Annotated in this window: 23 protein-coding genes; 15 read left to right on the top strand and 8 right to left on the bottom strand. The window is 53.5% G+C overall.

All coding sequences use genetic code 11. The annotated features are described in order from the left end of the window. Window positions 1-118 precede the first annotated feature (118 nt). From panB to FFS28_RS11185, 10 genes are all read left to right on the top strand, one after another. On the top strand, window positions 119-910 hold the full coding sequence (gene panB, locus FFS28_RS11140) for a 3-methyl-2-oxobutanoate hydroxymethyltransferase (protein WP_088208892.1): 792 nt from the start codon (window positions 119-121) through the stop codon (window positions 908-910). Window positions 911-921: 11 nt separating this feature from the next. Further along, entirely contained in the window at window positions 922-1,773 is an 852-nt protein-coding gene (gene panC, locus FFS28_RS11145) for a pantoate--beta-alanine ligase (protein WP_137849563.1), read from the top strand. 58 nt (window positions 1,774-1,831) lie between these two features. Next, window positions 1,832-2,212, top strand: a complete 381-nt coding sequence (gene panD / locus FFS28_RS11150; RefSeq protein ID WP_006173750.1) for an aspartate 1-decarboxylase — start codon at window positions 1,832-1,834, stop codon at window positions 2,210-2,212. Window positions 2,213-2,609: 397 nt separating this feature from the next. Next, on the top strand, window positions 2,610-3,197 hold the full coding sequence (locus tag FFS28_RS11155; RefSeq protein ID WP_137849564.1) for a fimbrial protein: 588 nt from the start codon (window positions 2,610-2,612) through the stop codon (window positions 3,195-3,197). A gap of 62 nt (window positions 3,198-3,259) precedes the next feature. Next, window positions 3,260-3,997, top strand: a complete 738-nt coding sequence (locus tag FFS28_RS11160) for a fimbrial chaperone (RefSeq protein WP_137849565.1) — start codon at window positions 3,260-3,262, stop codon at window positions 3,995-3,997. Window positions 3,998-4,062: 65 nt separating this feature from the next. Further along, on the top strand, window positions 4,063-6,642 hold the full coding sequence (locus tag FFS28_RS11165) for an outer membrane usher protein (RefSeq protein WP_137849566.1): 2,580 nt from the start codon (window positions 4,063-4,065) through the stop codon (window positions 6,640-6,642). Window positions 6,643-6,655: 13 nt separating this feature from the next. Further along, window positions 6,656-7,234, top strand: a complete 579-nt coding sequence (locus tag FFS28_RS11170; protein ID WP_137849567.1) for a fimbrial protein — start codon at window positions 6,656-6,658, stop codon at window positions 7,232-7,234. Between the two features lie 23 nt (window positions 7,235-7,257). Then, window positions 7,258-7,815 (top strand): fimbrial protein, encoded by a 558-nt coding sequence (locus FFS28_RS11175; RefSeq protein ID WP_137849568.1) that lies wholly within the window; start codon window positions 7,258-7,260, stop codon window positions 7,813-7,815. A 29-nt stretch (window positions 7,816-7,844) separates the two neighbouring features. Beyond that, window positions 7,845-8,447: a fimbrial-like protein gene (locus FFS28_RS11180; RefSeq protein WP_137849569.1), complete on the top strand. Its 603-nt coding sequence runs from the start codon at window positions 7,845-7,847 to the stop codon at window positions 8,445-8,447. 30 nt (window positions 8,448-8,477) lie between these two features. Further along, window positions 8,478-9,560, top strand: a complete 1,083-nt coding sequence (locus FFS28_RS11185) for a fimbrial protein StkG (protein ID WP_137849570.1) — start codon at window positions 8,478-8,480, stop codon at window positions 9,558-9,560. Here FFS28_RS11185 and FFS28_RS11190 read toward each other — a convergent pair whose 3' ends face one another. The 4 genes from FFS28_RS11190 to FFS28_RS11205 all read right to left on the bottom strand — a co-directional run bounded on the left by FFS28_RS11190 (window position 9,561) and on the right by FFS28_RS11205 (window position 13,113). After that, entirely contained in the window at window positions 9,561-10,808 is a 1,248-nt protein-coding gene (locus tag FFS28_RS11190; RefSeq protein ID WP_101738226.1) for a polysaccharide deacetylase family protein, read from the bottom strand. A gap of 63 nt (window positions 10,809-10,871) precedes the next feature. Continuing rightward, window positions 10,872-11,312 (bottom strand): PTS sugar transporter subunit IIA, encoded by a 441-nt coding sequence (locus FFS28_RS11195; protein ID WP_101738227.1) that lies wholly within the window; start codon window positions 11,310-11,312, stop codon window positions 10,872-10,874. 107 nt (window positions 11,313-11,419) lie between these two features. Further along, window positions 11,420-12,190 (bottom strand): ABC transporter permease, encoded by a 771-nt coding sequence (locus tag FFS28_RS11200; protein ID WP_137849571.1) that lies wholly within the window; start codon window positions 12,188-12,190, stop codon window positions 11,420-11,422. Then, complete coding sequence (locus FFS28_RS11205; RefSeq protein WP_006173776.1) at window positions 12,187-13,113, bottom strand: ABC transporter ATP-binding protein; 927 nt, start codon at window positions 13,111-13,113, stop codon at window positions 12,187-12,189. The genes FFS28_RS11200 and FFS28_RS11205 overlap by 4 nt, the downstream gene beginning before the upstream one ends. A gap of 107 nt (window positions 13,114-13,220) precedes the next feature. On the opposite strand from FFS28_RS11205, the gene can reads away from it, so the two are divergent. Beyond that, window positions 13,221-13,883, top strand: coding sequence for a carbonate dehydratase (gene can / locus FFS28_RS11210; protein WP_006173783.1), 663 nt, complete (start codon window positions 13,221-13,223; stop codon window positions 13,881-13,883). A gap of 102 nt (window positions 13,884-13,985) precedes the next feature. Here the strand turns inward: can and hpt are convergent, their stop codons facing one another. After that, window positions 13,986-14,522: a hypoxanthine phosphoribosyltransferase gene (gene hpt, locus FFS28_RS11215; protein ID WP_058609693.1), complete on the bottom strand. Its 537-nt coding sequence runs from the start codon at window positions 14,520-14,522 to the stop codon at window positions 13,986-13,988. Between the two features lie 206 nt (window positions 14,523-14,728). Here hpt and FFS28_RS11220 point away from each other — a divergent pair, with 206 nt between their 5' ends. Then, a complete protein-coding gene (locus FFS28_RS11220; protein ID WP_137849572.1) occupies window positions 14,729-17,119 on the top strand; it encodes a glucose/quinate/shikimate family membrane-bound PQQ-dependent dehydrogenase in 2,391 nt (796 codons plus the stop codon). Between the two features lie 123 nt (window positions 17,120-17,242). Here FFS28_RS11220 and cueO read toward each other — a convergent pair whose 3' ends face one another. Continuing rightward, entirely contained in the window at window positions 17,243-18,802 is a 1,560-nt protein-coding gene (cueO, locus tag FFS28_RS11225) for a multicopper oxidase CueO (protein WP_137849573.1), read from the bottom strand. A 145-nt stretch (window positions 18,803-18,947) separates the two neighbouring features. On the opposite strand from cueO, the gene FFS28_RS11230 reads away from it, so the two are divergent. From FFS28_RS11230 to speD, 3 genes are all read left to right on the top strand, one after another. After that, complete coding sequence (locus tag FFS28_RS11230) at window positions 18,948-19,295, top strand: YacC family pilotin-like protein (protein ID WP_042320459.1); 348 nt, start codon at window positions 18,948-18,950, stop codon at window positions 19,293-19,295. A gap of 101 nt (window positions 19,296-19,396) precedes the next feature. Beyond that, window positions 19,397-20,266, top strand: coding sequence for a polyamine aminopropyltransferase (gene speE, locus FFS28_RS11235; protein WP_006173793.1), 870 nt, complete (start codon window positions 19,397-19,399; stop codon window positions 20,264-20,266). Further along, complete coding sequence (gene speD / locus FFS28_RS11240; RefSeq protein ID WP_006173795.1) at window positions 20,267-21,061, top strand: adenosylmethionine decarboxylase; 795 nt, start codon at window positions 20,267-20,269, stop codon at window positions 21,059-21,061. 28 nt (window positions 21,062-21,089) lie between these two features. Here speD and yacL read toward each other — a convergent pair whose 3' ends face one another. Together yacL and acnB are read right to left on the bottom strand one after the other, a co-directional pair. Next, on the bottom strand, window positions 21,090-21,452 hold the full coding sequence (gene yacL / locus FFS28_RS11245; RefSeq protein ID WP_006173797.1) for a protein YacL: 363 nt from the start codon (window positions 21,450-21,452) through the stop codon (window positions 21,090-21,092). Between the two features lie 189 nt (window positions 21,453-21,641). Next, window positions 21,642-24,239, bottom strand: a complete 2,598-nt coding sequence (acnB, locus tag FFS28_RS11250) for a bifunctional aconitate hydratase 2/2-methylisocitrate dehydratase (protein ID WP_137849574.1) — start codon at window positions 24,237-24,239, stop codon at window positions 21,642-21,644. Window positions 24,240-24,453: the final 214 nt, after the last annotated feature.

Genomic DNA, 24,453 nt, shown 5'->3' on the forward strand with positions numbered 1-24,453 from the left:
CTTTTTTATCGGCTGACCATGGAATATTTGTGGTTAATCGATTGCCTAAAATCATTGTTCCCTTAAATGTTACTGTTAGAATGCGCAAAGATTCGTTTTTGGGTTATCAGGAAACAGTATGAAACCAACCACCATCTCCTTACTGCAGAAATGCAAACAGGAAAAAAAACGCTTCGCCACCATCACTGCGTATGACTACAGCTTCGCCAAATTGTTTGCAGAAGAAGGGATCAACGTGATGCTGGTGGGGGATTCGTTAGGGATGACGGTACAAGGACATGATTCCACTCTGCCAGTGACGGTTGAGGATATTGCTTACCATACGCGCGCCGTGCGACGTGGTGCACCAGCCTGCCTGCTTCTTTCCGATCTGCCGTTTATGGCATATGCCACCCCCGAACAGGCGTTCGACAATGCGGCTGCGGTTATGCGCGCCGGGGCAAACATGGTCAAAATCGAAGGCGGCGCCTGGCTTGTCGACACCGTGAAAATGCTCACCGAGCGCGCAGTGCCGGTATGCGGACACCTGGGGCTTACGCCGCAGTCCGTAAACATCTTTGGCGGCTATAAGGTGCAGGGCCGTGGCGATGCCGGGCAGACGCTGCTTGATGATGCCCTCGCCCTCGAAGCGGCAGGCGCACAGCTGCTGGTGCTGGAGTGCGTGCCGGTCGAACTGGCAAAACGGGTAACCGACGCGCTTTCTATTCCGGTGATCGGCATCGGGGCAGGTAACGTCACCGACGGTCAGATTCTGGTGATGCACGACGCCTTTGGCATTACCGGCGGGCACATTCCAAAATTTGCCAAAAATTTCCTGACCGGGGCGGGCGACTTGCGCGCCGCAGTACGGCAGTATATCGCTGAGGTAGAGTCCGGCGTTTATCCGGGCGAAGAACACAGTTTCCATTAAGGAGTCAAGGTGTGCTAATCATTGAAACCCTGCCACTGCTGCGCCAGCACATCCGCCGGGCGCGTCAGGAAGGTAAACGTATCGCCCTGGTGCCGACCATGGGCAACCTGCACGACGGCCATATGAAGCTGGTCGACGAAGCGAGAGCGCGTGCCGATATTGTGGTGGTCAGTATCTTCGTTAACCCAATGCAGTTCGACCGCGCCGATGACCTCGCCCGCTATCCGCGCACGCTGCAGGAAGATTGCGAAAAGCTGAAAAAACGCCATGTGGATATCGTCTTCTCCCCTGCGCCAGCGGATATCTATCCTCAGGGTACCGACGAAGCGACCTTCGTGGACGTACCGGGCATATCGACCATGCTGGAAGGGGCCAGCCGACCGGGCCATTTCCGCGGCGTCTCCACCATCGTCAGCAAGCTGTTTAACCTGGTTCAACCGGACATTGCCTGCTTCGGCGAGAAGGACTTCCAGCAGCTGGCATTGATCCGCAAAATGGTTGCCGACATGGGGTACGATATCGAGATCGTGGGCGTGCCGATTGTGCGTGCCAAAGACGGCCTGGCGCTCAGCTCCCGCAACGGCTATCTGACCGCCGATCAGCGTAAAATCGCGCCGGGATTAAGCAAAGTCATGAATACCATGGCAGAGCAACTGCTGGCGAAAGAGTTAACCGCAGAAGAGATCGTTGCGCTGGCTGAACAGGCGCTGAACGACAAAGGTCTTCGTGCTGACGACGTGCAAATTCGGGATGCCGATACGCTCCTGCCGCTAAGGGATTCCAGCAAGCGTGCGGTTATTCTGGTGGCGGCGTGGCTCGGTCAGGCGCGCCTTATCGATAACACCGTGGTAGAACTGGCGTAATGTTTTAGCCTCCCCTCCTGCGGGAGGGGTTATTGCTTGATGAATAAAGGTAAACGTAATGATTCGCAAAATGCTGCAAGGTAAGCTTCACCGTGTCAAAGTTACCCAGGCCGACCTGCACTATGAAGGTTCCTGCGCCATCGACCAGGATTTTCTCGACGCGGCGGGCATCCTCGAAAACGAAGCCATTGATATCTGGAATGTGAATAACGGAAAACGTTTCTCGACGTACGCAATCGCCGCCGAGCGCGGATCGAAGATCATCTCCGTCAACGGCGCGGCTGCGCACTGCGCGGACGTTGGCGATATCGTGATTATCGCCAGCTTCGTAATGATGTCTGATGAAGAAGCCCGTCGCTGGCAGCCTAAAGTGGCTTATTTTGAAGGCGAAAATGAGATGAAACGTACCGCGAAGGCGATTCCGGTACAGGTTGCCTGATTCCGACAAGGCGCGGAGCTCTCTGGCTCCGCGCCTTGAAGGGTAAAAAAATATTACATTCATAATTGTGCAAATAGCGCCTTCCCATTCGTTTTTTCCTATTTTAGCCTCTCTTCCCGTGACGCCTTTCAGAAACAAACATTCCCCTGAATGATATAAAAAGGGGAACGATCTTTACCATTTATAATTTAAGTCCGCAAATAGTATATAAACACATTAAAAAAATGCCTTATATGTTTATTTAAAACCATTTTAAAGATCATTTTCAATAACTTATCAATGCTTAATTTTTTCTAACGATTCCTTTTAGCAATTTTAAATATCCAATACATACAGAGACCCCTATCATCATTTTGCTTGAATTAACTCGGTAGAATATTTAAATGGAATTTTAATTATGTTAAAGAAAACGTTTTTAGCGTCAGCGGTAGCTTTGTTTGCAATAGGTTCTTTTTCAGCAATCGCAGATACGGATCTCGGTCTAATCACTTTTGATGGTGCGGTAACAGACACAACATGTAATATTTCCACCTCTAACGGTGCGCAACAAAATAATATTACTATTACCTTACCCGTTGTTAAAAAATCTGAAGTTGAATCCACAACCATTGATGCCGGCGTCGGTTCCAAAAATTTTGAACTGCTGCTCACCGACTGCCCTCAGACATTAACTAAAGCCTCTGCAAGCTTTATGTCAAAAAATATGGGCGCTATTGCGAACGGTACCATTGACCCCGATGCTAGCGTAGCAGGCTCTGCAAGCAACGTTGCACTTGCCCTGTATAACAATGCCCCAACCGTTTCATCTCGTATTATGGTGGGTCAGCCTGACAATAATACGCAGAAAACAGCCCTGACTGCCGGCTCGGGTAAACTGTTCTACCGCGTTGCTTATGTTCCTGGCTCCAACTGGGTGAAAGACACTAACCCTGTGCAGTCTGGTAAAGTTAGCGCCAACGCTTACTTCACCATGAGCTACGAATAATTTTATCCGTCCTGTTAATGTGCCCTGCCGGGCACATTTTTTCGTATTATTTGAGAGTTTACATGTACGTACTGAATATTAAGAGCGGATTAAAAGCCCTGCTGCTGGCCTCGGTGAGCGTTTTTGCTCTTAACGCCAGTGCAGATATTGTCATTTCCGGCACCCGTGTCATTTATCCTGAATCGGAAAAAGACGTAACGGTGTCTATGGATAACCGTGGCACCCGGCCTTTACTGGTGCAAACCTGGCTTGATGACGGCAGAGATACCACTAATCCTCAGGAGCTGAAACTTCCTTTTATTGTCACGCCCCCTGTTTCGCGTGTTGAACCGCAAAAAGGGCAAACAGTCAGAATCACCTGGCTTGGTCAGTCATTGCCAAAAGATAAAGAATCCCTGTTCTGGTTTAACGTTCTGGAAGTTCCGCCTAAGGCAAAGGATAGCGATACACAAAGCATGCTTCAGCTTGCATTCCGAACCCGCATAAAACTCTTTTTCCGGCCTACAGGTTTGAAAGGAGAACCGACAGACGCGGCTAAAAATCTTAAATGGACGCAAATCCGGCAAGGACAAAAAATCGTTTTAAGTGCGAAGAATGATTCACCTTATTATGTATCACTGGCGGGTGCAACGCTTATTGCAGGTGCTAAAAGCTACGATATTGAAACGCATTATATTGAGCCATTCTCAAGCCAGACTATGAACGTAAAAAATTACACCTCTTTCGGAAATAACAAAATAATCTGGCAAGCCATCAATGATTACGGTGGAATTGATAAGTATGAGTCTATACAAAATTAATGCCATATCCGCTTTGTATCATTCGTAAGAATTATAATTAGCTTAGTTCTGGGAAAGAGTTCATCATGCGGTTTAGACGTTCGCTACTCTATTTATCAATAAGTGCGGTATTGCCGTTTTGTGCATTTGCTGCTGAAAATAGTCAAGAAGAAGACGTTCAGTTTAACGATCAGTTTCTTTATAACACCGGCACATCAATTGATGTCAGCCGTTTTTCAAAAGGCAACCCTGTTCTTGCCGGAACGTATAAGGTGAAGGTGATTATTAATGGGAAACCTTCCATAACCACGGAGCTTGTGTTTAAGGACAATGGCACATCGCGCGCCACGCCCTGCATCACTCGTAAACTGCTCACCCAGACAAATGTAACAACCGGGCAACTTAAACTGGCCGGGGATGACGCCGAAGAAACCTGTATCCCGGTGTCGGATGCCTATCCCGGCTCTCGTGTGGCTTACGACCCGTCCACACAGGAACTGGATCTTTCTATTCCCCAGGCTTTCGTCATTCAGCGCCCGGCGGGATTTGTCGATCCTTCACTTTGGGAAGACGGGATCCCGGCGGCGATGCTCTCCTGGGATCTTAACGGCTGGCACGCGGACACGCCTGATTACAGCACCGATACGGCCTATGCGGGGTTACGCTATGGCGCAAACCTGGGGCCGTGGCGACTGCGTGCGCGGGGCAATCTGAACTGGGATCAGGACGCCGGTACCCACTACGCCAGCCAGGACATTTATCTTCAGCGTGACATCACACCGCTGAAAGCACAGTTTATCGCGGGAGATTCTTATACCCGTGGAGATGCTTTCGATTCCATTAGTCTACGCGGGGCACGTTTATATAACGATGATCGTATGCTTCCTAATGGCATATCGACTTATGCGCCAGTGATTCGGGGTGTGGCAAACGGCAACGCCAAAGTCACGATCGCCCAAAGCGGAAACACAATTTACGAAACCTCCGTGCCGCCGGGTCCCTTTGAAATCTCAGATCTCAGTACAACGGGTTACGGTAGCGATCTTATCGTCACTGTAGAAGAAACGGATGGCAGCAAACGTTCGTTCTCGGTCGCGTATTCCTCGGTCGCGCAAATGCTTCGCCCTGGCTACTCCCGATGGGATGTCGGCGTAGGGGAGCTGCGTGACGATAGCCTACGCGACAAGCCAAGGGTAGGTTACGCCACGGGCTATTATGGATTATCCAATACCTTTACAGGTTATGCGGGTGTGGAATACACCGATAGCGATTTTTACGCCGGATTATTGGGTTTGGCTATGAACACCCGAATTGGCGCATTCGCCTTTGATGTCACGCATTCTGATGCCCGTATTGAGGGCTTAAGACATCTCACCGGCGAGAGTTATCGCATTTCCTACAGCAAACTCATGGAAGCCACGAATACTTCTTTCAACGTCGCAGCATACCGGTTTTCAACGTCTGACTATCTCAGCCTGAGCGATGCGGCCTCCTTGACCAACGAGATCAAATACCGTGACAGAGAGCGTACCCCTGACCGTAATAACAGCGATGTGTATCAGACTTTCCAGCGCATGAAGAACCAGATCCAGGTGAATATCAGCCAGCCGCTGACCTTCGACGACCTTGATTTTGGGTCGCTGTATGTCAACTCAACCTGGCAGGACTACTGGAATGAAAGCAGCTCATCAGCGCAATACTCCGTTGGCCACAGTCAGTCTTTACGCTGGGGAAGTTACAGCCTCTCAGTGCAGCGCACCTACAACGAGTTCGGGGAAAAAGACGACAGTGTCTATCTGAACCTCACTATTCCTTTCGACACGATGATGGGTAACGGCAAGCGTGCAGGCGGTTTCTCATCACTCACTACGGGCATCGGCAGTGATCTAAAAGGCGGTGGCAGTTTTAACGCCAGCGCCAACGGCAACTCAGAAGATAATCGTTTCAGTTACAGCATCACCGAAAGCACCACGCGTAACGACGATACGTTAAACCAGCTAAGCGGTTACGGCAGTTATAACGGCCCGCATGGACCGGTGAGTCTTTCCGCCTCCGCATCCGATGACGATACGCGACAATATTCCGCCAGCTATAGCGGCGGGATGATTCTGCACTCGGGTGGCGTAACACTCGCACCTGGCAGCATTAGCGAAAGCGATACGCTTGCGTTGATTAAAGCAGAGGGAGCAGAAGGGGCCCGTGTCTCCATCGGTAACGGTGAAATCGGATCGTCAGGCTATGCCCTGATGCCCTATCTGTCTGCCTATCGTGAAAACAGCGTCGGTCTTGATATCAGCGATATGCGCTCTGACGTTGAAGTCAAAAATACCCGCTCCACCACCGTCCCCCGTAGCGGTGCCGTTGTGCTGGTTAACTTTGAGACCGACCAGGGGCGTTCAGTACTCATGGAACTGACGCGTGACGACGGAGGCTTTATTCCGCTGGGTGCCGATGTTCAAACTGAGCAAGGCGTATCGGTAGGTAGCGTAGGCCAGGCAGGGCAAGCCTGGATCCGCGGAATTGAAGATAAAGGGGTGTTAAACATCGTCTGGGGAAGTGATCCCGGCACATCCTGTACCGTCTCCTATCTGATTCCGCCCAATGCGAAAAAGATTGGACCAACAACGTTGCTGGCAGGCCAGACCTGCCACATCACTGTCTTATAAAGGGAGTTAGAGCATGCTTTTTAAACCTGGGAAAACAACAGGATTATGGGTGTTAAGTGTGGGGCTGATGGCACTGTCGTTCGGAACATACGCTGATAATCTCGATATCACCTTTACCGCTAATATCCGTGACACCACCTGCGATATGAAAATTGAAGGTGGCAGCGGTGATGGCTCCAGCAATGTTATTCCCATCGGTACAGACGGCAAGGTGCGCCTGGATTACATCATCCTTAAAAATGCCAAAGCAACGACAAATTTCAAACTCAAAATGGTCTCTTGCCCGTCAAGTCTGACAACGCTGAACACAACTATTAGCGGTAGTGCCAGCCCCCTTACTACGGCAATTAAAAATTCACTCTCCGGCGAGGGCAGCGCAGAGAATATTGGCGTGGCGATTTCTCGCACCGCCACTCCGGACGCCCCCTTTGTCATTAATTCATCCACTGATACTCAGCGCCTTGTCTGGTCGAGCGGAGAGATAAGTGCGGGTGAAGTTTCACTCCTGGCGACGCTGGTGGAAACCGCAAGCGGGCAAGGCACGACCGGCAACTTTAGCGGTATCGCTACGTTTAATTTCATCTATGAATAACTGGCGCAATACGGAGCGTTAATATGAAAAAGACAATGACATCACTGGTGCTTGCGATGACTGCCATCCTGCCTTCCGTTTCTTTAAGCGCCATTACCGGTACGACAAGCGTTCAGGCCACGTTTACGTCCACCATTGAGGCGGGTACCTGTAATGCCGAGATTCAGGATGCGAGCGGGGCCCCCATAAGTATTTTGCCGTTTGGCGATGTGTTTAAGTCCGATCTGGTGAACCAGAACCGAAGAGAGTCATTCAAAATCGCGTTCACCAACTGTGCCGGGGTAAAAAATGCCACCATTCAGGCCACGCCGGGTGCAGGTGGGTCCTGTACTGGCAGTGCCAGAAATGGAACCTCGTATGACGCCGGACATAACGTTGGTTTTGAAATCTGGAAAGGTTCTGTCGACTCAGGTTCCCTGCTGAACTGTGCCACGGCCCCGGCGACTATCGTCAACCTGTCTAACGGGGCGGGGAAATTTGAAATGGATGCACGCATCGTCATTGCTAAAGATAAAACCATTTCTGACGTGACCACCGGTTCGGTCAGCGCCCCTGTGACATTTGTCGTGACCTATCAATAATGTTTATTAAGACAGGTAGCTTAAACAGGATGCTCCACTCCCGCGTAATCTTTAGAGGTGCGATGCCATGGCTCGTTTTCTGTCTGGGGTTTCCCGCAGCAGGGTTTGCCTCGAGCCTGGAGATGGAGATGACAGCAAACATCATCAACAATACCTGCCAGGTGAGTATTCCGGATAATGGCAAAGTCATTTTACCGATCGTTGGCAGAGATTGGTTTTATAACTCAGACGGCAGCCCGCGACTCCAGCCCGGTGACGCAGCCGGGGGGACTCGCTTCGAAATACAGCTGAAAAACTGTGCGGAAAGTGAATCTGGGCTGGCTAAAACCCTGCATTTTGAGTTTAAACCTCAAAGTGGAAAATTTACCGAAAGCTCCCAGCAGGTGTTCGCCAATGAAATCCCCGACTCTGGGGGGGGAGCAGAGAATGTAGGAATTGTAATTTTTTCAGAAAAAGACAATACCAATGTGGTAAATACGTCAGGAACGTCAAATGTTATTTTTGATGTATCCGACCAAACCGAAAGTCAGTATTTAACAAACTATAATTTCTATGCCCGTTATCAAAGCACAGGGATCGTCAGCGCGGGAAAAGTTATCACAAGCGTACTGGTGAATGTTATTTACAATTAAAATATCAAGTATTGGATATAAGGATTTTGAATGTTTTATACAGCAGGGACCGGAACAACTCATTTCTTTATAAAAGGTGCAGGCCTTGCTTTGTCTATTTTTGCAATAAATTTTTCTGCATCGGCAGATTTGTATGAATGTAAATTTAATGGATTTAGCGTACAGCCTATTTCGGATGTCAAGGGTGCAAAGCCCACTCTCGTTCCCCTGGAGTACGTCAGCGCGCCAACTAAGATAAGTGGCCTTATTGAGTTGCAGGTGAATCCGGGACTCTATAGCTGGTGCCAATCAGGTAATGATGGAGAGCGCGTCTATCAGCAAACGGACAGCTCACTGGTCATCGGTAGCGTGGACGGGAAAGCACTCTTTAAAACTAACGTAACGGGGATCGCCTACACGCTGGCCATGTACCCAAGCAGCAACGCTTTTAACGCATTTTTTCCTGCAACGACAGGAGGTTATGTAGAGACAGCCAATCAGGCAGATAATTCAGATGTGGTTAAAGCAAAATGGTGGTATGCCCGTATGGAATTTTATCAATTACCCTCCTATGCTGGCGTGCCCGCGAGCGTCACAAAGATTGGCCCAGTGGCCGGAAATATTGGCAATATTGTCGTAGGTAACCCCTGGACCTCAGATGAAAAAGACCATCCACGTCCGTTAATCACGATACCTGATATGGGCTTCAATGTTCCTGTTGAAAAACCGACCTGCACGCTTACGGCGCCTAAAACCGTAGACCTGGGGGAATATGATGCTTCCGATGTCGAAAACGATAACACGCTACAAGTCTCTGCTATGGTGTCAGGGAATTGCACTAACACACGTAGAATCACGATGAAGTTGACCACCAGCAAGACAACCGGAACTGATGGCTCATTACTCGCTAATACCGCATCCTCAAATGCGGCAAAAGGCGTGGGCGTGTTACTGAAGTGGCCGGACAACAGCCTGGCAGTGCCTAATTCAACGAACAGCTATACAACAACAGGGAACACCATCATTCCGTCATTCAGCGCGTCTCTCACGGCTCAGTTGGTTAAGTCTGGTACAGAAAAAGTCACTTCAGGCTCGTTCAGCGCCATCGGCACGTTGCAGATCACCTACGAATAATTACCCCTGCGGCTGGTTGCTCACCAGCCGCGACATCGTCTCCAGCGAATCCGTTCTTAAGATATACAGACGTTTGAGCAAGAACGGATTATCTCCCGGCTTCACCTTCCCTTTTACCGTCGTCACCGCCAGGTGAAAACCGGCGTCATTCGCGGCTTTTATCGCTTTATTGTCGTAGCCGCCAAACGGATAGGAGAGATACAAAACATGCGGGTTAAACTGCGTCAGCGCCCGTCGGGAACGCTCAAAATCAAACAGGATCACGTGGTAAGAACGGCTCAGCAGGATAGGATGTTTGTAACCATCAACCCGATGCAGGAAATGGGTGTGGGACTGGATATCAAACACGTCCTGAATAGCCTTCAGCTCTGACACGCTCATAAACTGCAGCGATTTTGGGTCCCATTTCTGCGGATGTCTTTTTATCCGGGAAGAGATAACAAACGCCGTCGCCTTAAACCCGTATGCCTTGAGGATCGGCCAGGCATAGCGGCTCACCGATTTCAGGCCATCGTCAAAGGTGATCGCCACCGCTTTGGCGGGCAGATTGATTTTGTTACGCACGTACCCTTCCAGCTGGTACATCGTGAGGGTGGTATAGCCCTGATCGCGCAGCCAGGTCATCTGGTTACTGAAGGCGCGTACGCTGGTGGTCGTTGAGGTGTGACGAAACCGCGTGTTCTCTTCGTCGCGCAGAATATGGTGGTACGTCAGCACCGGAATGCCGTTGTCTTCCTGCGCATCCAGGCTGCTTACCCATGCCAGACGGTTACCGATGCGGATCTGAAACCAGGTCTGGTTGAGACGATCCTTGAGTTTGCTGAGGATCGGGTAGCGAAGGTTACTGCTCAGGGTACCGAATGGCGCGCTGCCGCTGCTGGGCGCGTTATAGACCGGAGTGTCCTTCCAGGTCACGAGGTTTTGATTGCTCAGCGGTTTATTCAGATCGCCCAGGCTGTCTTCGACACGCTGCTTGCCCTGCACCGGCTCCAGGTGCTCTTTGTCGATAAAGCCCGTCCCAAACCCGAAGCGAAACTCGTAATAATCTGCCGCCGCAGGCACCACGGCCAGAATTTGCCCGGCGCGCACATTGCCTACGTTAATCACGTCATTACCCACCTGCGCCCAAATCGCCGCATCTTCGGTGGTTTGCATATACTGCGCAGGCACGCGTTGTTGGCTTAATAAACTGGCGGAACAGACGCCGGAGACGATTAATAACAGCAAGGCTAGAAGACGCGTAAACATGGGTTCTTTATCGGCACGAAAAAACGGACGCCATTGTATCAAAAGCGACATCAATACCAATGTTTAATTCTTATACAGATCGTGCAGAAGGACGAAAGGCGGGTTTTTCTGCTGCTGATGCCACAAACTGCTGACCCCTGGCGTGCCTTGCGCCACGATTGCATGGCGAAACTCGTCACTGCTCATTGATTCACGGCATGGATACATTATTTCCAGCAGCGGCAGGCTGATCCCGGAGATCACTTCGCAGTTGTCATGCTTATGGCTCATCAACGCGGCCGAACGGTAAGGCGCTGCGCCGGATTTGTCGGTCAGGAAAATGACGCCATCGCCGGAGTCGGTTTCATGCAGCGCATCGCACATCATACGGCTCAGCATATTGGTGCTTAAGCCCCGCCAGTAATTTACCGCACGACACTGAACCAGCGGACCAAACCGGGCCTCCAGTTTCAGCAGCATATCCTGCGCGTGTTCATCGTGGCAGGTGATAACCCATCCCAGCATAACTCTCCCTCCTTAGCAGGCGAGTAGTTTAGCGGAGTGAAGGTTTGTTTACGGTGATAACTGTCAAAGAAAAGCGCCCGGCGAGCGGAGAGCTGCCGGGCGGAAGGTTAGCTGCGAAGGCCGCGCCCGCGCTGGATCAGATACCAGCAGAGCACGTAAAACGCGACGATAAAGACCACCAGCACCGCCACCGTCGTAAACAGCGGCACGTCGGAGATGCCAAGGAAGCCAAAGCGGAAGCCGCTGATCATATAGACGATCGGGTTGAGGTGTGACAGCGCCTGCCAGAACGGCGGCAGCAGCGTCAGCGAGTAAAACACCCCGCCAAGGTAGGTCAGCGGCGTCAGAACGAAGGTTGGAATCAGGCTGATGTCGTCAAAGGTTTTGGCGAAAACGGCGTTCAGCAACCCGGCCAGCGAGAACAGGATCGCCGTCAGCAGCAGCGTCAGCGCCACAAACAGCCAGGAGTGCACCTGGAACGGCACGAAGAACAGCGAAATCGCGGTGACCAGAATACCCACGCAAAGGCCACGCGCCACGCCGCCGCCCACGTAACCGGCGATGATGACGTGCGTGGGTACCGGTGCCACCAGCAGTTCTTCAATGTTGCGCTGAAACTTGGCGCTAAAGAACGACGACGCCACGTTAGCGTAGGCGTTGGTGATCACCGCCATCATGATTAAGCCCGGCACGATAAACTGCATATAGCTAAAGCCGTGCATTTCACCGATCCGGGAGCCGATCAGGTTGCCGAAAATAATGAAGTAGAGCGTCATGGTGATCACCGGCGGCACCAGGGTTTGCACCCAGATGCGCATAAAGCGGTTGATCTCTTTCGCCCAGATGCTTTTCAGCGCGACCCAGAAAAGATGCGTCATGCTTTGTCTCCTTGTTTTTCATGCACCAGAGAGACAAACAGCTCTTCCAGTCGGTTCGCTTTGTTACGCATACTTAATACCTGCACGCCCTGCGCGCTCAGCTGTGCGAACACGCTGTTGACGCCCTGCTCGCGCAGCACTTCCACTTCAAGCGTGGAGGTGTCGACCAGGCGGTAGTTGTACCCTTCCAGCTTCGGCAGCGGGCTTTTCGCCGCAAGGTCGAGAATAAACGTCTCAGACTTGAGCTTAGAGAGCAGGTTTTTCATCGAGGTGTTTTCCACCAGCTCCCCGTGCTGAATGATGCCGATGTTACGGCACAGCATTTCCGCCTCTTCGAGGTAGTGCGTGGTCAGAATAATGGTGGTGCCTTTGTCGTTGAGATCCTTCAGGAAGCCCCACATTGAGCGACGCAGTTCGATATCCACGCCCGCCGTCGGCTCATCAAGGATCAGCAGCTTCGGCTCGTGCATCAGCGCGCGGGCAATCATCAGGCGGCGCTTCATGCCACCGGATAACATCCGCGCACGCTCGTTACGCTTTTCCCACAGGTCGAGCTGCTTGAGGTACTTTTCCCCGCGCTCGACGGCCTCTTTACGCTCCACGCCGTAGTAGCCCGCCTGGTTAACCACGATCTGCTGCACCGTCTCAAACGGGTTAAAGTTAAACTCCTGCGGCACCAGCCCCAACTGACGCTTGGCGTTGACCACATCTTTTTGCAGGTCGTAGCCAAACACGCTCACCCGCCCAGAGGTCTTGTTCACCAGCGAGCTGATAATGCCGATGGTGGTGGATTTCCCCGCGCCGTTTGGCCCCAGAAGTGCGTAGAAGTCTCCCGCCTCTACTTTAAGGTCTATCCCGCGTAGCGCCTGAACGCCGCCCGGATAGGTTTTTTTAAGCTGTTCAAGCTCAAGTGCAATCGCCATGAATTAAACTTACCTATAGTTCTGACACACGTTGTGTGGTTTCATTAAAAGTCGGGTTACCCTATAGTAGCGCAACGCAATCACTCGGTTACAGGCCGTCACCCTCCATGAACGACATAGATACACTCATCAGCAACAATGCACTATGGTCAAAAATGCTGGTGGAAGACGATCCCGGATTTTTTGAAAAACTGGCGCACGCGCAAAAACCGCGTTTTTTATGGATTGGATGCTCCGACAGCCGTGTACCTGCAGAACGCCTGACCGGTCTCGAACCGGGCGAACTCTTTGTTCACCGTAACGTTGCTAACCTGGTTATCCACACCGATCTCAACTGCCTTTCTGTTGTTCAGTATGCCGTGGATGTGCTTGAAGTCGAGCATATCATTATTTGCGGCCACTACGGTTGCGGCGGCGTTCAGGCCGCGGTGGAAAACACCGAACTGGGGTTAATCGACAACTGGCTGCTGCACATCCGCGATATCTGGTTCAAACATAGCTCACTGCTGGGCGAAATGCCGCAGGAGCGTCGCCTCGACACGCTGTGTGAGCTGAACGTGATGGAGCAGGTCTATAACCTGGGACATTCCACCATCATGCAGTCCGCCTGGAAGCGCGGGCAGAAGGTCTCCGTTCACGGCTGGGCATACGGCATTCATGACGGATTACTGCGTAATCTGGAAGTGACCGCGACGAACCGCGAAACGCTGGAACAGCGCTACCGCTCAGGCATTGCTAACCTCAAGCTGAAGCACGTCAATCATAAATAAACGCCTGTAAAAAAGCCGGGTGGCGGCTTCGCCTTACCCGGCCTACACATGTGCGCTTTGTAGCGCCCGGTAAGCGTAGCGCCACCGGGCAACAGACGCAGGCTACTCGTCCAGAATCACCACTTTCCCGACATACGGCAGATGACGATAACGCTGCGCGTAATCAATACCGTAACCCACCACGAATTCATCCGGGATGGAGAAGCCCACGTATTCCACCGGCACCTGAACTTCACGGCGGGACGGTTTATCCAGCAGGGTACAAATCGCCAGCGATTTAGGCTCGCGCAGGCTCAGGATCTCGCGCACTTTCGAGAGAGTGTTGCCGGAGTCGATGATGTCCTCAACGATCAATACATCTTTGCCACGAATATCTTCATCCAGGTCTTTCAGGATTTTCACATCACGGGTTGTGGACATGCCGCTGCCGTAGCTGGAGGCGGTCATAAAATCGACCTCATGGGACACCTGCACTTCACGGCACAGGTCTGCCATGAACATGAAAGAGCCACGTAACAGTCCGACCAGCACCATTTCGCTGCCGCTGTCCTTGTAATGTTCGGTGATTTGACGACCCAGTTCGGCGATACGCGCTTTGATCTCGGCTTCCGGGATCATCACTTCAACAGTATGTTTCATATTACTAACCATATGATTTTAATGAAAATCTCTCAATGCAGGTGAATCTTACTCCGGCATCGATACGCAAGCCGGCCATTATACCAGTAAATGGATAACCCTGGCGTATGAGTTATAAAAAGCAAATTTTGTGATTCCGATCACAGTTGTTAATACCTATAATTAATTGCTAGCAAATAATTAACAAACTGACGAGTACACTTTCTATGGCTGAAATAAAAACTCAACAGCCGCGTCTACTGGTGACATTAACAGCAGCGTTCGCAGCCTTCTGCGCGTTGTATTTGTTAATCGGTGGCGTTTGGCTGGTCGCGCTTGGCGGCTCCTGGTATTACCCGATTGCGGGTCTGGTTATGGTTGCCGTAACCGTCCTGCTTCTCCGCAGGAAGCAATCTGCACTGTGGCTTTACGCTGCATTACTCCTCGCAACGATGATCTGGGGCGTCTGGGAAGTCGGGTTCGACTTCTGGGCACTGACGCCGCGCAGTGACATTCTGGTGTTCTTCGGCATCTGGCTGATCCTGCCGTTTGTCTGGCGTCGCCTGATTGTGCCTTCCAGCGGTGCCGTTGCGGCGCTGGTCGTGGCGCTGCTGATCAGCGGCGGTATCCTGACCTGGGCCGGCTTTAACGATCCGCAGGAGATCAACGGTACGCTGAACACGGAAGCCACCCCTGCTGCGGCCATTTCGCAGGTTGCGGATGGCGACTGGCCAGCCTACGGGCGTAACCAGGAAGGCCAACGCTACTCTCCACTCAAGCAGATCAACGCCGACAACGTTAAAAATCTGAAGGAAGCCTGGGTATTCCGCACCGGCGACCTGAAGATGCCAAACGATCCGGGCGAACTGACCAACGAAGTGACGCCAATTAAAGTGGGCAACATGCTCTACCTGTGTACGGCGCACCAGCGCCTGTTCGCGCTCGACGCGGCCACCGGTAAAGAGAAATGGCACTTCGATCCACAGCTGAACTCCAACCCGTCGTTCCAGCACGTTACCTGCCGCGGTGTCTCTTACCATGAAGCGCGTGCCGATAATGCCAGTCCGGAAGTCATTGCCGACTGTCCGCGCCGCATTATGCTGCCGGTCAACGATGGTCGTCTGTTCGCCATCAACGCCGAAACGGGCAAGCTGTGCGAAACCTTCGCGAACAAGGGTGTCCTGAATCTGCAGACCAACATGCCGGACACCACGCCGGGTCTGTATGAACCAACCTCTCCGCCTATCATCACCGATAAAACCATCGTGATTGCCGGTTCGGTAACGGATAACTTCTCTACCCGCGAAACCTCGGGCGTTATCCGTGGTTTTGACGTGAACACCGGTAAACTGCTGTGGGCCTTCGACCCGGGCGCGAAAGATCCAAACGCGATCCCGTCAGACGAACACACCTTTACCTTTAACTCGCCAAACTCCTGGGCCCCTGCCGCGTATGACGCGAAGCTGGACCTGGTCTACCTGCCAATGGGCGTGACCACGCCGGATATCTGGGGCGGTAACCGCACGCCAGAGCAGGAGCGTTACGCGAGCGCCATCGTGGCGCTGAACGCCACTACCGGTAAGCTGGCATGGAGCTATCAGACCGTTCACCACGACCTGTGGGATATGGATATGCCGTCCCAGCCGACGCTGGCGGATATTACCGTTAACGGTAAAACCGTTCCGGTGATTTACGCCCCGGCGAAAACCGGCAACATCTTCGTGCTGGATCGCAGCAACGGTAAGCTGGTTGTCCCTGCACCGGAAAAACCGGTTCCACAGGGTGCCGCGAAAGGTGACTACGTCAGCAAAACGCAGCCGTTCTCTGACCTGAGCTTCCGTCCGAAGAAAGACCTCAGCGGAGCAGACATGTGGGGCGCCACTATGTTTGACCAGCTGGTGTGCCGCGTGATGTTCCACCAGCTGCGCTACGAAGGTATCTTCACGCCGCCGTCCGAACAGGGCACGCTGGTATTCCCGGGTAACCTGGGGATGTTCGAATGGGGCGGGATCTCCGTTGACCCTAACCGTCAGGTGGCGATTGCCAACCCGATGGCGCTGCCGTTCGTTTCCCGTCTGATCCCACGCGGACCGGGCAACCCAATGGAACAGCCGAAAGATGCCAAAGGCAGCGGTACCGAAGCGGGTATTCAGCCGCAGTACGGCGTGCCATATGGCGTGACGCTGAACCCGTTCCTGTCGCCTTTCGGTCTGCCGTGTAAACAGCCTGCCTGGGGGTATATCTCCGGTCTGGATCTGAAAACCAATCAGATTGTCTGGAAGAAACGTATTGGTACGCCACAGGACAGCATGCCGTTCCCGATGCCGGTTCCGGTGCCGTTCAATATGGGTATGCCAATGCTGGGTGGCCCAATCTCCACCGCCGGTAACGTGCTGTTCATTGCGGCAACCGCAGATAACTACCTGCGCGCGTACAACATGACCAACGGTGAGAAACTGTGGCAGGGCCGTCTGCCTGCGGGCGGACAGGCCACGCCGATGACCTATGAAGTGAATGGCAAGCAGTACGTTGTCATCTCTGCGGGCGGTCACGGTTCGTTTGGCACCAAGATGGGCGACTATATTGTCGCGTATGCACTGCCTGACGACGCTAAGTAACAACAAAGCCCGGTGGCGCTAACGCTTACCGGGCCTACGCAAAGATGCAAAAACGGCAACCTCGGTTGCCGTTTTAGTGTTTGTGCCCTCTCCCCGTGGTTGCGAGCATCAGGCCACACTGCTCTAAACCGTGAATCCCAACATCATCCCTGTATCTTCATGTTCCAGCAGATGACAGTGCGCCATATAGGCAAACTCCTTCGGCGCGTCGTGGTCGAACTTCACCAGCACCTCGCTTACGCCCCCTTCTACCTTCACCGTATCTTTCCAGCCTGAACGATGCGCGGCAGGCGCGTTGCCGTTTTCAGAGAGAATGCGGAACTGCGTGCCGTGGATGTGGAACGGGTGCAGCATCATGTCGCCTTCGCCAGAAATCACCCAGCGCTCAAACTGCCCTTTTGTGGCGGCAAACATCGGCGTGTTCATGTCGAAGGCTTTGCCGTTGATCTTGTTTGCATTATGGAAATCAAAACCGTGGCCGCCATGATCCATCCCGCCCATCTTGCCGTGGTCCATATTCATGTGGCCCATCATCTGCCCGTGGTGCATGCCCGCCATCGCCTGCTCACCGTATTTCTTCATTAACGCCTGCATGCCCATCATGTCGAGCATGGGGTCCATCGAAAGCTGTAGCTTACGCTGCGTTAGCCCCTCAAGGGCTGGCAGAGCAGGCAGCGTGGTTAAGGTCTCCGGCAGTATGCCCGAGGCGGTAATTTGCAGCGGCTGAATGCGCAGCACCGGGTGAGGTTTATCAAACGGCGCAACGGCCATCCCCATCTGGCTGACCGGCAGGGTTACGAGGTCAAACGCGTTGCCGTCGCTAATATCCACCAGCACCTCGAAGCGCTCGCCCATCAGCATTGGCAGCTCGCTTACCTTAACCGGCTCTGGCAGCAGGCCGCCGTCGCTCGCCACTACATATAGCGGACGCTTGTCGCTGGCGGCAAAGTTGAGAGAGCGGGCATTACACCCGTTGAGCAGGCGTAAACGCAACCAGCCTTTCGGCGCGGCGTGCTGCGGATAAATCGCGCCGTTAGTCAGCAGCGTATCGCCAAACCAGCCTACGGCCGCGGTCATGACGTCCAGCTGATAGTCAATCTGCCCGTCTGCGGTAAATTTCTTGTCCTGCACGATCACCGGCACATCGTCGATGCCCCACTGTTTTGGCAGACGCAGCAGGCGGCTTTCGTCATCCTCAATCAGCACCAGCCCCGCCAGCCCCATTGCGACCTGATGGCCGGTTTTGCCGTGCTGATGCGGGTGGAACCAGCAGGTCGCGGCGCGCTGGTCCGGGGTAAAGGTAACGCTACGTTTGCCACCCGCTTTTATAACGCCCTGCGGCCCGCCGTCGACCTCGCCGGGCACTTCCAGCCCGTGCCAGTGCACGGTGGTCTCTTGCGTCAGCGTGTTGTGGATATCAACGGTTACGGCTTTGCCTTTGCGCAACTGCAGCGCGGGGCCGAGCAGATTGCCGTTGTAGCCCCACGTCGTTGCGGTGTGTTTGCCAAAGGTTGTTTTACCCGCCTGGACGACGAGCTGAATACGGCCACGGGCATCAGCGGTCAGTAAATCCGGGATCGGCAGTGCAGGCCTGTCGGCGGCAAACACCGCCCGGCTCCAGAGCGGTAAAGCGCTGGCAGCACCCAGCGCAACTGAATATTTTAAAAAATCACGACGTTGCATGTTCATTTCCTTATTTCCAGCAGGCGATCTTTTGAGCATAAACCCTCCCCTTACCGGAAGGTCAAGCACAGCGGCGATAATAAAGATCGTCGGCCTGGCACCAAGTATGCTAACGTTAATTTTCCGTGACGCAGTGGTAGAAGCAATGAAGACGTTTTTCAGAACAATTCTGTTCGGTGGCCTGATGGCGATGTGTGCAAACAGTTATGCGCTGAGTGAAAATGAAGCAGAAGATATGGCCGATCTGACGGCTGTTTTTGTGTTTCTGAAAAACGATTGTGGTTACCAGAATTTACCCAACGGGCAAATTCGTCGCGCACTGGTCTTTTTTGCCCAGCAGAACCAATGGGATCTTAGCAACTACGACAGCTTCGACATGAAAGCGCTCGGTGAAGACAGCTACCGCGATTTAAGCGGCATTGGCATTCCTACGGCCAAAAAATGCAAAGCACTGGCACGCGATTCACTCAGCCTGCTCGCCTACGTGAAGTAACCTTCCCGACGCACCTTGTTGACTCTGGCCGCGCACGCGCGGTGTTGTGTTGCGCCCATTCCGCTGGAAGTAATGGATGTTAACGAAGAAGGTGACACCCCATGACCGAAAAAACGGTTTGGCAAGAAACGCTGCATGACCAGTTTGGTCAGTATTTTGCCGTTGATAACGTGCTTTATCATGAGAAAACCGATCATCAGGATTTGATAATCTTCGAGAACGCCGCCTTTGGCCGCGTGATGGCGCTGGACGGCGTGGTGCAAACCACCGAGCGCGACGAGTTTATCTATCACGAGATGATGACCCACGTCCCCCTGCTGGCGCACGGCCACGCAAAACACGTGCTGATTATCGGCGGCGGCGACGGTGCCATGCTGCGCGAAGTGTCCCGCCATCAGACTGTCGAAACCATCACCATGGTGGAAATCGACGCAGGCGTGGTCTCTTTCTGCCGCCAGTATCTGCCTAACCACAACGCCGGGAGCTACGACGACCCGCGCTTCAATCTGGTTATCGACGACGGCGTCAATTTTGTTAACCAGACCACGCAAACGTTTGATGTGATCATTTCGGACTGCACCGACCCGATCGGCCCGGGCGCATCGCTGTTTACCTCATCCTTCTACGAAGGCTGCAAGCGCTGCCTGAAACCGGGCGGCATCTTTGTGGCCCAAAACGGCGTCTGCTTCCTGCAGCAGGATGAAGCCCTCGACAGCCATCGCAAGCTGAGCACGTATTTCAGTGACGTGAGCTTCTATCAGGCTGCCATCCCGACCTACTACGGCGGGATCATGACCTTTGCCTGGGCGACGGATAACGAAGCGCTGCGCCATCTCTCCACCGAAATTATCCAGGCCCGGTTCCATCAGACCCATCTTCAGTGCCGTTACTACAATCCGGCGATCCATACCGCAGCCTTTGCCTTGCCACAGTATCTGCAAGACGCGCTGTCCTCTAAGGGGGTGAACTAATTGAAAAAGCTTAAACTGCATGGCTTTAACAACCTGACCAAAAGCCTGAGTTTTTGTATTTACGATATCTGCTACGCCAAGACGGCAGAAGAGCGCGATGGTTATATCGCCTATATCGATGAACTCTATAACGCCAACCGCCTGACGGAAATTTTGTCGGAAACTTGCTCAATCATCGGCGCCAACATCCTGAACATCGCCCGTCAGGATTACGAGCCGCAGGGCGCAAGCGTCACCATTCTGGTCAGCGAAGAGCCGGTTGACCCTCAGCTTATCGACAAAACCGAGCACCCCGGCCCGCTGCCGGAAGTGGTCGTCGCGCATTTAGACAAGAGCCATATCTGCGTTCACACCTATCCGGAGAGCCACCCGGAAGGCGGGCTGTGTACCTTCCGTGCCGATATCGAGGTGTCGACCTGCGGCGTAATCTCCCCGCTGAACGCGCTGAACTATTTAATCCACCAGCTGGAATCCGATATCGTGACCGTTGATTACCGTGTACGCGGCTTTACCCGTGATATCAACGGTATGAAGCACTTTATCGATCATGAAATTAACTCCATTCAGAACTTCATGTCCGAGGATATGAAAGCGCTGTATGACATGATGGACGTCAACGTCTATCAGGAGAATATCTTCCACACCAAGATGTTGCTTAAGGAGTTCGACCTTAAGCACTACATGTTCCACACCAAACCGGAAGATTTAAGCGAAGACGAGCGCAAGGCCATTACCGACCTGCTCTGGAAAGAGATGCGCGAAATCTACTACGGCCGCAACATTCCAGCCGTGTAGGTATTGCCGGGGCAAGGATGCTCCACCGTTATTTCTGTTTCATGAACTCGCGATACGCGGCAACTACCTGCAAAAAGTCCTCAACGCCGCACAGCGACAGGCTCTCTTCGTCGTAGTAGTTCATCCCCTCTTCCATCTCATCGCCCGAGAATTCAAGCTGGTTGGCGCGCACCATCACCTCTTCGCCATCCATCCACAGGGTGTATTCATGCCCACCGCGTTGCCAGGAGCGCTCGCTGCCTTTGACCGTGTTCGCGGCCTGTTCCACTTCATCCAGCAGCGCGAGGTTGTCTTTAACCTCTTCATTAAACCAGTGCCCTACGGCTTCGTGGCCCATCGACATACGCACCTTCACCACGCCGGTGATGTCGCGCAGAAATTCGTAATCCATAGCGTTTTCCTCTGCAAAGCCATTAGGGTAATTATCGCAGCGTAGAGGAAGAAAAAAAGCGGGAGAGGCGGGAGGAATGAAAATAAAAAGGTGAGAGCAAGACCTGCGGCCTGATGCCCTCACCCCGTCCCTCTCCCACGGGAGAGGGTGCAAACACTAAAAACCGTCTCGCGGAGACGGTTTTGCTGTTTATACTGCCGTCTGGAAGATAACCCCGTCCGCCTTCTCGGTGTACTGAGAAAGCTGGTCGAAGTTCAGATAGCGATAGGTATCCACCGCCGTCTTATCAACCTGAGCAACAAAGGTCTGGTACTCTTCCGGCGTTGGCAGCTTGCCAATCAGCGCCGCAACCGCCGCCAGCTCCGCAGAGGCCAGGAAGACGTTAGCCCCCGTACCTAAACGGTTAGGGAAGTTACGGGTAGAGGTAGAGACCACCGTCGCACCGTCCGCCACACGCGCCTGGTTACCCATGCACAGGGAACAGCCAGGGATTTCAATACGCGCGCCGCTCTTACCAAACACGCTGTAGTAGCCCTCTTCGGTCAGCTGTGCCGCGTCCATACGGGTTGGCGGTGCCACCCACAGACGCGTCGGCAGCTGGCCTTTGTGAGTATCCAGCAGCTTGCCCGCTGCGCGGAAGTGGCCGATGTTGGTCATGCACGAGCCGATAAACACTTCGTCGATCTTCTCGCCCTGCACCTCGGACAGCGGACGAGCATCGTCCGGATCGTTTGGCGCACACAGGATTGGCTCTTTGATATCCGCCAGATCGATGTCGATCACTGCCGCATACTCTGCATCAGCGTCGGCTTCCAGCAGCTGCGGATCGGCCAGCCATTTTTCCATGCCCTGAATACGACGCTCCAGCGTACGACGGTCGCCGTAGCCTTCAGCAATCATCCACTTCAGCAGCACGATGTTCGACGTCAGGTACTCTTCAATTGGCGCTTTGTTCAGCTTGATGGTACAGCCCGCGGCGGAACGCTCGGCGGAGGCATCAGTCAGCTCGAAAGCCTGCTCCACTTTCAGATCCGGCAGCCCTTCAATCTCGAGGATGCGGCCAGAGAAGATGTTTTTCTTGCCCTTCTTCTCTACGGTCAGCAGGCCCTGTTTGATGGCATACAGCGGGATAGCGTGAACCAGGTCGCGCAGGGTGATACCCGGTTGCATTTTGCCTTTGAAGCGCACCAGCACAGACTCCGGCATATCCAGCGGCATTACGCCGGTCGCTGCGGCAAACGCCACCAGACCTGACCCGGCCGGGAAGGAGATCCCGATTGGGAAACGGGTATGGGAGTCACCACCGGTACCGACGGTATCCGGCAGCAGCATGCGGTTCAGCCAGGAGTGGATCACGCCGTCGCCCGGACGCAGGGAAACGCCGCCACGGTTCATGATGAAGTCCGGCAGCGTGTGGTGCGTGGTGACGTCAACCGGCTTCGGATAGGCCGCGGTGTGGCAGAAGGACTGCATCACCAGATCGGAAGAGAAGCCCAGGCACGCCAGGTCTTTCAGTTCGTCACGCGTCATTGGGCCGGTGGTATCCTGAGACCCCACAGAGGTCATCTTAGGTTCGCAGTAAGCGCCCGGACGGACACCCGCTACGCCGCAGGCGCGGCCAACCATTTTCTGCGCCAGGGAGTAGCCGCGGCTGCTTTCCGCCACGTCTTTCGCCTGACGGAACACCTCTGAGTGCGGCAGACCGAGCGCTTCACGCGCTTTGGTGGTCAGGCCACGGCCAATAATCAGCGGAATACGGCCACCGGCGCGGACTTCGTCGATCAGCACGTCGGTTTTCAGCGTAAAGCTTGCCAGCAGTTCGTTGGTTTCGTGGTTACGCACTTCACCCTTGAACGGGTATACGTCAATCACGTCGCCCATGTTCAGGTTAGAAACATCCACTTCGATCGGCAGCGCGCCCGCATCTTCCATGGTGTTAAAGAAGATAGGCGCAATTTTGCCACCGAGGCACAGACCGCCGCCGCGTTTGTTCGGCACATGAGGGATATCATCGCCCATGAACCACAGCACGGAGTTGGTTGCAGATTTACGCGAAGAGCCGGTACCCACAACGTCACCGACGTAGGCCAGCGGGAAACCTTTTTGCTGCAGGGCCTCGATCTGTTTGATCGGGCCAACGCTGCCAGGCTGATCCGGTTCGATGCCTTCGCGGGCGTTTTTCAGCATCGCCAGCGCATGCAGAGGGATATCCGGGCGAGACCACGCGTCCGGTGCCGGGGAGAGGTCATCGGTGTTAGTTTCACCGGTCACTTTGAAGACGGTAACCGTGATTTTTTCGGCCAGGGCAGGACGGTTCAGGAACCATTCGGCATCGGCCCAGGACTGCATCACCTGCTTCGCGTAGACGTTACCCGCTTTGGCTTTCTCTTCCACATCGTAGAAGTTATCGAACATCAGCAGCGTTGAAGAGAGCGCTTTGGCAGCAATCGGTGCCAGCTTTTCGTTGTCCAGCGCGTCAATCAGCGGATGAATGTTATAGCCGCCCTGCATGGTGCCGAGCAGTTCAATCGCTTTTTCAGGAGTAACCAGTGGGGAGGTCGCTTCGCCTTTGGCAACGGCGGCAAGGAATCCGGCTTTTACGTAGGCAGCTTCATCTACGCCAGGCGGTACACGGTTGATCAGCAGATCTAAAAGGAATTCTTCTTCGCCCGCAGGCGGGTTCTTCAGCAGCTCGACGAGCGCGGCCATTTGGGTTGCATCTAAAGGTTTGGGTACAATTCCCTCGGCGGCACGTTCTGCTACGTGCTTACGGTATTCTTCTAGCACGACGGTTCTCCTCGCTCTCATTGTCATATGCGGCCGGCGTTCTCTTCACGCTCCTGTGAGACAGCAGTTTGTAGGGTAAATGCCCGATACCGCGTCGGGCAGCATAGCAGGATTTCTGCACAGTGTTAATCTGTTTACAAAAAAGCAACATTAAATACTTTGCTGAATCGTTAAGAATGGTATAGCGGGCAGACGAGGCCAATTTGAGGGACAA

The sequence above is a fragment of the Enterobacter sp. 2VL genome (assembly GCF_005503595.1).
GTDB lineage: Bacteria > Pseudomonadota > Gammaproteobacteria > Enterobacterales > Enterobacteriaceae > Enterobacter > Enterobacter cancerogenus.